Source organism: Flavobacterium sp. (assembly GCF_043779715.1).
Taxonomy (GTDB): domain Bacteria; phylum Bacteroidota; class Bacteroidia; order Flavobacteriales; family Flavobacteriaceae; genus Flavobacterium.
Window position 1 is genome coordinate 1 of sequence record NZ_JAYWDT010000152.1, and the last position, 7,379, is coordinate 7,379.

At 32.6% G+C, this 7,379-nt stretch carries 10 protein-coding genes; all 10 read left to right on the plus strand.

Annotated features, from left to right (window positions below; genetic code table 11):
* Positions 1 to 107: 107 nt before the first annotated feature.
* Positions 108 to 473: an NADH-quinone oxidoreductase subunit A gene (locus ACH2BG_RS07550; protein ID WP_395047095.1), complete on the plus strand. Its 366-nt coding sequence runs from the start codon at positions 108 to 110 to the stop codon at positions 471 to 473.
* An 86-nt stretch (positions 474 to 559) separates the two neighbouring features.
* Positions 560 to 1,108 carry an NADH-quinone oxidoreductase subunit B gene (locus tag ACH2BG_RS07555; RefSeq protein ID WP_395047096.1) on the plus strand — a complete coding sequence of 183 codons (549 nt, stop codon included), beginning with the start codon at positions 560 to 562 and terminating at the stop codon, positions 1,106 to 1,108.
* 3 nt (positions 1,109 to 1,111) lie between these two features.
* The gene (locus ACH2BG_RS07560; RefSeq protein WP_395047097.1) at positions 1,112 to 1,633 is read left to right on the plus strand and encodes an NADH-quinone oxidoreductase subunit C; all 522 of its coding nucleotides are present in this window, start codon (positions 1,112 to 1,114) and stop codon (positions 1,631 to 1,633) included.
* Positions 1,634 to 1,668: 35 nt separating this feature from the next.
* Entirely contained in the window at positions 1,669 to 2,907 is a 1,239-nt protein-coding gene (locus ACH2BG_RS07565; protein ID WP_309757423.1) for an NADH-quinone oxidoreductase subunit D, read from the plus strand.
* An 81-nt stretch (positions 2,908 to 2,988) separates the two neighbouring features.
* Positions 2,989 to 3,519, plus strand: a complete 531-nt coding sequence (locus ACH2BG_RS07570) for a complex I 24 kDa subunit family protein (protein ID WP_395047098.1) — start codon at positions 2,989 to 2,991, stop codon at positions 3,517 to 3,519.
* Positions 3,520 to 3,523: 4 nt separating this feature from the next.
* Entirely contained in the window at positions 3,524 to 4,630 is a 1,107-nt protein-coding gene (locus ACH2BG_RS07575) for an ATP/GTP-binding protein (protein WP_395047099.1), read from the plus strand.
* Positions 4,630 to 5,259, plus strand: a complete 630-nt coding sequence (locus ACH2BG_RS07580) for a DUF3226 domain-containing protein (RefSeq protein WP_395047100.1) — start codon at positions 4,630 to 4,632, stop codon at positions 5,257 to 5,259. The genes ACH2BG_RS07575 and ACH2BG_RS07580 overlap by 1 nt, the downstream gene beginning before the upstream one ends.
* Positions 5,260 to 5,262: 3 nt before the next feature.
* Positions 5,263 to 6,627 carry an NADH-quinone oxidoreductase subunit NuoF gene (nuoF, locus tag ACH2BG_RS07585; RefSeq protein ID WP_395047101.1) on the plus strand — a complete coding sequence of 455 codons (1,365 nt, stop codon included), beginning with the start codon at positions 5,263 to 5,265 and terminating at the stop codon, positions 6,625 to 6,627.
* A gap of 5 nt (positions 6,628 to 6,632) precedes the next feature.
* Positions 6,633 to 6,917: a four helix bundle protein gene (locus ACH2BG_RS07590; protein ID WP_395047102.1), complete on the plus strand. Its 285-nt coding sequence runs from the start codon at positions 6,633 to 6,635 to the stop codon at positions 6,915 to 6,917.
* A 145-nt stretch (positions 6,918 to 7,062) separates the two neighbouring features.
* On the plus strand, positions 7,063 to 7,379 hold a 317-nt coding region (locus ACH2BG_RS07595; protein ID WP_395047103.1), incomplete at its 3' end, for a 2Fe-2S iron-sulfur cluster-binding protein.

Consider the following 7,379-nt stretch of genomic DNA (forward strand, 5'->3'; position numbering starts at 1 on the left):
ATTGCAAATTTACATCGTTGTAGTTGCAATGTATTTAGGACTTTTTATTGTTATTTAATAATTTGAAAGTTATCTTTGTAGCTTATTTTTATTCAAAAATCAATACTATGCAATCCGATCAATTAAATTATATTCCAATTTTAATGCAGTTTGTCCTAGCTGTAGGATTTGTTGTGGGAACCATTATAGTTTCAGGAAAACTGGGACCAAAAAGATCATCTGAAGTAAAAGGCAAAAATTTTGAATGTGGTATTGAATCTGTTGGAAATGCGAGAATACCATTTTCGGTAAAGTATTTCTTGGTAGCTATATTATTTGTTTTGTTTGATGTGGAAGTGATTTTCTTGTATCCATGGGCAATCAATTTCAAGGAATTGGGAATGGAAGGAATGGTTAAGATGGTAATTTTTATGCTTTTGCTTTTGGTGGGTTTTTTCTACATCATCAAAAAGAAAGCGTTAGAGTGGGAATAAAGATTTATTTTAAATGTTGAATTCTAAATTTTAAATGATTTCATTTTAATTTCTAATTCAAAATTTCTAATTCAAAATTATAAAAAATGAGTGATTCAAATATAAATATGGTTGCCCCTCCAGAAGGTGTTGTTGGTGAAGGTTTCTTCGCTACAAAACTGAACGATGTTGTGGGATTAGCTCGTGCAAATTCATTGTGGCCTTTGCCTTTTGCAACGTCTTGTTGCGGAATTGAATTTATGGCAACAATGGCTTCGCATTACGATTTGGCACGATTTGGTTCAGAACGTGTAAGTTTTTCACCTCGTCAAGCGGATATGTTGATGGTAATGGGTACGATTTCAAAGAAAATGGCGCCTATATTACGTCAGGTTTACGAACAAATGTCAGAGCCTCGATGGGTAATTGCTGTTGGAGCTTGTGCTTGTTCTGGTGGAATTTTTGATACCTATTCGGTTTTGCAAGGGATTGATAAAGTTATTCCTGTAGATGTTTACGTTCCTGGATGTCCGCCAAGACCCGAACAAATTGTTGACGGAGTTATGAAATTGCAAGAGTTGGTGCGAACAGAATCAGTAAGAAGAAGAAGTTCTCCAGAATACCAACAACTATTAGCTTCTTATAATATCAAATAAACAATGGCGCTAGAAACGATACAAATTCAAGATAAATTAGTAGAAACATTTGATTCTTCTGTTTTTGAATTCAAGCAAGAAAGAGATATATTTTCATTTGAAGTTGCTGCGGATAAAATAACTGCAGTGATTCTTTTTTTGAAAAATGATTCAACATTACGGTTTCATTTTCTAACAGATTTGTGTGGGATTCATTATCCAGACAATGATGAAGATCATCAATTTGCGGTGGTGTATCATTTGCACAATTGGTACAAGAATAAAAGAATTAGAATCAAAGCATACATTAACGGTGAAAATCCAGAAATAAAATCGATATCAAATATTTTCTTGAGCTCCAATTGGATGGAAAGAGAAGCCTACGATTTTTATGGGATAAACTTCATTGGTCATCCACAATTGAAACGTATTTTGAATATGGATGAAATGATTTCTTTTCCTATGCGAAAAGAATTCCCAATGGAAGATAGCGGAAGAACAGACAAAGACGATCGTTTCTTTGGAAGAACAACCGACAATTATTAAAAATACTCACTATTATAATTTTTCACATTAACTAAATGTCAGAACTATTATTACCACCAGAGCATCGCTATGCTAAAAGAATAAAAGAACAACTAAATGAAGATGGAAGCGAGCTTTCGATCCTGAATTTAGGGCCAACTCACCCAGCTACACACGGTATTTTTCAAAATATCTTATTGATGGATGGAGAAAGAATTCTGGAAGCGGAACCAACCATTGGTTACATTCACAGAGCGTTCGAGAAAATTGCGGAAAACCGTCCTTTTTACCAAATAACACCGCTTACGGATAGAATGAACTATTGTTCGTCACCTATAAATAATATGGGTTGGTGGTTGACATTAGAAAAATTGTTGGATATCGAAGTTCCTAAAAGAGCTCAATATTTAAGAGTTATTGTGATGGAATTAGCTAGAATCACAGATCATATCATCTGTAATTCAATCCTTGGTGTTGACACCGGAGCGTATACTGGATTTTTATATGTGTTCCAATTTAGAGAAAAAGTGTACGAGATTTATGAAGAAATTTGTGGCGCTCGTTTGACTACAAATATGGGACGAATTGGAGGTTTCGAAAGAGATTGGTCTCCTAAAGCATTTGAATTATTAAACACTTTTTTAGAAGAATTTCCAGCAGCTTGGAAAGAATTTGAAAACTTATTCGAAAGAAATAGAATTTTTATTGATAGAACTGTAAATGTTGGAGCTATAACGGCTGAACAAGCGATGGCTTACGGATTTACGGGTCCTAATTTAAGAGCGGCAGGTGTTGATTATGATGTTCGTGTAGCGCAACCGTATTCTTCTTACGAAGATTTTGATTTTATTATTCCTGTTGGAAAATCAGGCGATACGTACGATCGTTTTTGTGTTCGTAATGCCGAAGTATGGGAGAGTTTGAGTATTATTCGTCAAGCATTAGAAAAAATGCCGGAAGGAAATGATTTTCATGCTGATGTTCCGGATTATTACCTTCCTCCAAAAGAAGATGTTTACACAAGTATGGAATCGTTGATTTACCATTTCAAAATTGTTATGGGTGAAGTTCCAGTTCCAGTTGCCGAAATATATCATCCTGTAGAAGGTGGCAACGGAGAATTAGGTTTTTATTTAGTTACTGATGGAAGTCGAACGCCTTATCGACTGCATTTCCGTAGGCCTTGTTTTATTTACTACCAAGCGTATCCAGAAATGATAAAAGGAGCTTTGCTCTCGGATGCTATTGTAATTTTGTCAAGTTTAAACGTTATCGCAGGGGAGCTAGACGCATAGTAAAATTATAAATGATGAATTTTAAATTATAAATTATTCGAAACATTTAAAATTTATAATTCAAAATTTAAAATAATTAAAATGGAAAAAACACATTACAAACAAGAAATAAATATAACTGAAGGATTGATGTCTCGTATCAACGAATTGATTAGTTATTATCCTGAAGACAAAAGAAAATCAGCTTTGTTGCCTGTTCTGCATGAAGTTCAAGATGCTCACGATAATTGGTTGAGCATAGAATTGATGGACAAGGTTGCTGAAATTCTTTATATTAAACCAATAGAAGTGTATGAGGTAGTGTCGTTTTACACGATGTACAACCAGCGACCAATTGGAAAATACATGTTCGAATTTTGTCAAACTTCTCCTTGTTGTTTGAATGGGGTGGAAGATTTAATCGATTATACCTGTGAAAAATTAGGTGTAAAAGTGGGTGAACCTACTCCAGACGGTCTTTTTGAAGTTAGGGGTGTTGAATGTTTGGGAGCTTGTGGTTATGCTCCAATGATGCAATTAGGCGATTTTTATAAAGAGCATTTGACTAAAGAAAAAGTAGATCAGTTAATTGAAGATTGCAAAAACGATACAATACTATTACACGATAAATAATATTATGATAAACAATCATTTGACATATTTCAGTGTTACAAATTTTAAGAAATTTGAATTTCTTGAAGTTGAGAATATTGGTCAATTCAATTTGATTGTGGGCGATAACAATGTAGGGAAAACTTGTTTATTGGAGGCATTATTATTTGATGAAGATAAAAGTCAATTATTGTCTAATTTTTATATTGCTCTAACAAAGAGAGGATTGGAGTTTAAAATTGAGGAAGTTACTAGAAAATCAGGAAATTCAATAACAACTTCAACACTTTATCCTAAAGAGAATTATTTTAAAGAATATATTTTCGGTACATTTTCAGGCTTTGTAAGCTTTAATTATATTATTAATGATGGAGAAAGGAGGTCTTTAGATTTAAAAATTAACGATAAGGACAATGTAAGAAAGTTTTTAAAAGGATCCGAACTTTATAAAAATATTCCATTTGATGACTATATTAAACAATTTATTTGTTATAATGTCGATTACGTTGTGCAAGTAGAAACTTATTGGATTTATGATTATAATTTAGATATATTGAATTTTCCCTTAATCAGTTTCAATGACACACCTATAGAAGAGGAAACAAGAAACATTTATGAAAATTTAAAAACCAAAAGGGAAAAGGAAATTTTAATAAGCACTTTAAAAGTCGTTAATCCAAACATTGTTGATATTGAATTGAGAGAGAATTTTGAAGATTTGAAATCAGTTTTTTTAATCAGTTTTAAAGACAAAGACGAGTTCGTTCCTTTGAATTTTCTTGGAGATGGTTTCAAACGAATGTTCTATATTGTTTTGAAAGCATTATCATTAAAAGGGAAAAGAATACTAATCGATGAAATCGAAATAGGTATTCATTATTCAAAAATGAAAGATTTTTGGATTAATTTAATGAAAGTTTGCAAAGAGTTAGATGTACAGCTATTTGCAACGACACATAGTCAAGAATGTACAGAAACATATATTGAAGCATCAAATTTGTTGAATTACAATAACGATATTAGATTAATAAAACTTGAAGAAAGCACCAATAAAGATAAAATTTACGCTTCAACTTTTACATATAGCCAAATTAGTGCGGGATTAGATTCTAATGTTGAATTAAGAGGTTAATGAAAAAGTACGGTTTAAATAAAATATTTGTTGAAGGTAAAAGTGATAAACTATTTATTGATTTTTTACTTAAATCTTTTTTTAAAATTGAAGATTCAAGTATCGTAATTGATGTAAAAGGTAAAGATAGATTAACCGATCAACCTTTATTAGCCGACATTAAAAGAAAAGAAGAAAAAGCAAAAAATATAATTATTTTTGATACGGATTCAACAAAAATTAATGGAGGAAGAAAACAAAGAATAGAAGAATTAAATCATGATGAAACAAAGTTAAACTCAAAATTTGAAATATATTTACTCCCTTTTAATGATGAGCGGGAAGGTGTTTTAGAAGATTTATTAAACATTTGTGTTAAAACTGATTTTAATTTTTTTGATACGTGTTGGGATGTAATGTTAAGTTGTATAAATGATTCAAAAGCTAAAAATTTGAATATTCCAGCCCAAAAGGCATTTTTATATTCTAAAATTGATTTGTTTAAAAAATATAGAAGTATAAATTGGGACTATAAAGGTTCAACTGTTTATGATTATTCGGATAAAAATATTTGGGAGATAAATCCTGATGAAAATATAGAATTAAAAAAATTACTAGATTTCATAAATGAAAATCTATTTAATGATTAAATTATGTCACAAAAAATATTATTAGACAAAATAAATATTCCAGGAATTAAAACCTACGAAGTATACCGTCAAAACGGGGGTTATGCTTCAGTAGAAAAAGCCTTGAAAACATTAACACCAGACGAAGTAGTCGAAGAAGTGAAAACTTCAGGATTGCGTGGTCGTGGTGGAGCAGGTTTCCCAGCAGGAATGAAATGGAGTTTTATTGATAAAAAATCAGGAAAACCAAGACATTTAGTTTGTAATGCGGATGAATCTGAGCCGGGAACTTTCAAGGATCGCTATTTGATGGAATTTATTCCTCATTTATTGATTGAAGGAATGATTACCTCCAGTTATGCATTAGGTGCAAACCTATCCTACATCTACATTCGGGGAGAATACATGTGGGTGTATAAAATATTAGAAAGAGCCATTAACGAAGCAAAAGCTGCTGGATTTTTGGGTAAAAATATATTAGGTTCAGGGTACGATTTAGAACTTTATGTTCATTGTGGTGCTGGAGCTTACATTTGTGGTGAAGAAACTGCATTGATTGAATCATTGGAAGGAAAAAGAGGAAATCCTCGTATCAAACCACCCTTTCCTGCTATTTCAGGACTTTGGGCAAATCCAACGGTTGTCAATAACGTAGAAACAATTGCCGCTGTGCCTTGGATAGTTAATAATTCAGGTGCGGAATATGCTAAAATTGGTGTCGGTCGTTCTACAGGAACAAAATTAATTTCAGCTTCAGGACATATTAAAAACCCAGGTGTTTATGAAATTGAATTGGGTTTAAGTGTTTACGAATTTATGAATTCTGATGAATATTTAGGAGGAATGAGTTCTGACAGACCTTTGAAAGCATTTGTACCGGGAGGAAGTTCTGTTCCCGTTTTACCTGCACATTTAATTTATAAAACGGCAAACGGTGAAGATCGTTTGATGTCATACGAATCATTAAGTGACGGTGGATTTGCAACTGGTTCTATGTTGGGATCGGGCGGATTTATTGTTTACAATGATACCTCTTGTATTGTTCGTAATACTTGGAATTTCTCTCGTTTTTACCATCATGAAAGCTGTGGACAATGTTCGCCTTGTCGTGAAGGTACAGGTTGGATGGAAAAAGTATTGCATCGAATAGAAAACGGTCACGGTCGCGAAGAAGATATTGATTTGTTGTTGAGCATTCAAAGTAAAATTGAAGGAAATACCATTTGTCCATTAGGTGATGCGGCAGCTTGGCCAGTGGCAGCGGCAATTCGTCACTTTAGAGAAGAATTTGAATATCATATTCGTTTCCCGGAAAAAATAAAAAATAGAGATCATTTTGTTGCGGAACCTTTCTCCAAAGTCATAATGTCCAATGTCTTAAAGTCGTAACGGAAATGGGAAGGTTTAATTCATTTGAAGAAATTAATTCTTGGAAAAAATCAAGGATTTTCAACAAACGGATTTATGAAATAACCAATGGTGAAGAATTTAAAAAAGATTTTGATTTAGTTAGACAAATTAGAATGGCATCAATTTCAATTTCATCAAATATTGCAGAAGGATTTGAAAGAAACACGGATAAAGAATTTATATATTTTTTGTTCGTTGCTAAAGCATTTTCTGCAGAAGTAAGATCACAATTGTATTTAGCATTGGATTTAAATTTATTACAAAAATAGAATTTGACGAATTATTTGAGAATGTTTCAGATATTTCAAAATTAATAAGTGGATTTATAAAATATTTAAATGATAGTCAAAAGAAGTGAAGTCGAAATGTATTCGACATTAAGACATTTGACATTAAGACGTTAAGACTTTAAACATGAAAGTAACCATAGACGGTCAAAGCATAGAAGTAGAACCAGGAACAACAATCCTGCAGGCAGCTCGTATGATAGGTGGAGAAGTAGTTCCGCCGGCGATGTGCTATTATTCTAAACTAAAAGGTAGCGGTGGGAAATGCCGTTGTTGTTTAGTGGAAGTTGCAAAAGGAAGTGAAGCCGACCCAAGGCCAATGCCTAAATTAATGGCATCTTGTGTAACAGGTTGTATGGACGGAATGGAAGTGAATAGTAAATCATCTCCACGTGTACAAGAAGCCAGAAAATCAGTAACAGAGTTTTTATTGATCAATCACCC

What these genes read in the sequence shown, in the direction of transcription:
- ACH2BG_RS07550 (WP_395047095.1), top strand. Translation starts at nt 108, where the DNA reads ATGCAATCCGATCAATTAAATTATATTCCAATTTTAATGCAGTTTGTC.
- ACH2BG_RS07555 (WP_395047096.1), top strand. Translation starts at nt 560, where the DNA reads ATGAGTGATTCAAATATAAATATGGTTGCCCCTCCAGAAGGTGTTGTT.
- ACH2BG_RS07560 (WP_395047097.1), top strand. Translation starts at nt 1,112, where the DNA reads ATGGCGCTAGAAACGATACAAATTCAAGATAAATTAGTAGAAACATTT.
- ACH2BG_RS07565 (WP_309757423.1), top strand. Translation starts at nt 1,669, where the DNA reads ATGTCAGAACTATTATTACCACCAGAGCATCGCTATGCTAAAAGAATA.
- ACH2BG_RS07570 (WP_395047098.1), top strand. Translation starts at nt 2,989, where the DNA reads ATGGAAAAAACACATTACAAACAAGAAATAAATATAACTGAAGGATTG.
- ACH2BG_RS07575 (WP_395047099.1), top strand. Translation starts at nt 3,524, where the DNA reads ATGATAAACAATCATTTGACATATTTCAGTGTTACAAATTTTAAGAAA.
- ACH2BG_RS07580 (WP_395047100.1), top strand. Translation starts at nt 4,630, where the DNA reads ATGAAAAAGTACGGTTTAAATAAAATATTTGTTGAAGGTAAAAGTGAT.
- nuoF (WP_395047101.1), top strand. Translation starts at nt 5,263, where the DNA reads ATGTCACAAAAAATATTATTAGACAAAATAAATATTCCAGGAATTAAA.
- ACH2BG_RS07590 (WP_395047102.1), top strand. Translation starts at nt 6,633, where the DNA reads ATGGGAAGGTTTAATTCATTTGAAGAAATTAATTCTTGGAAAAAATCA.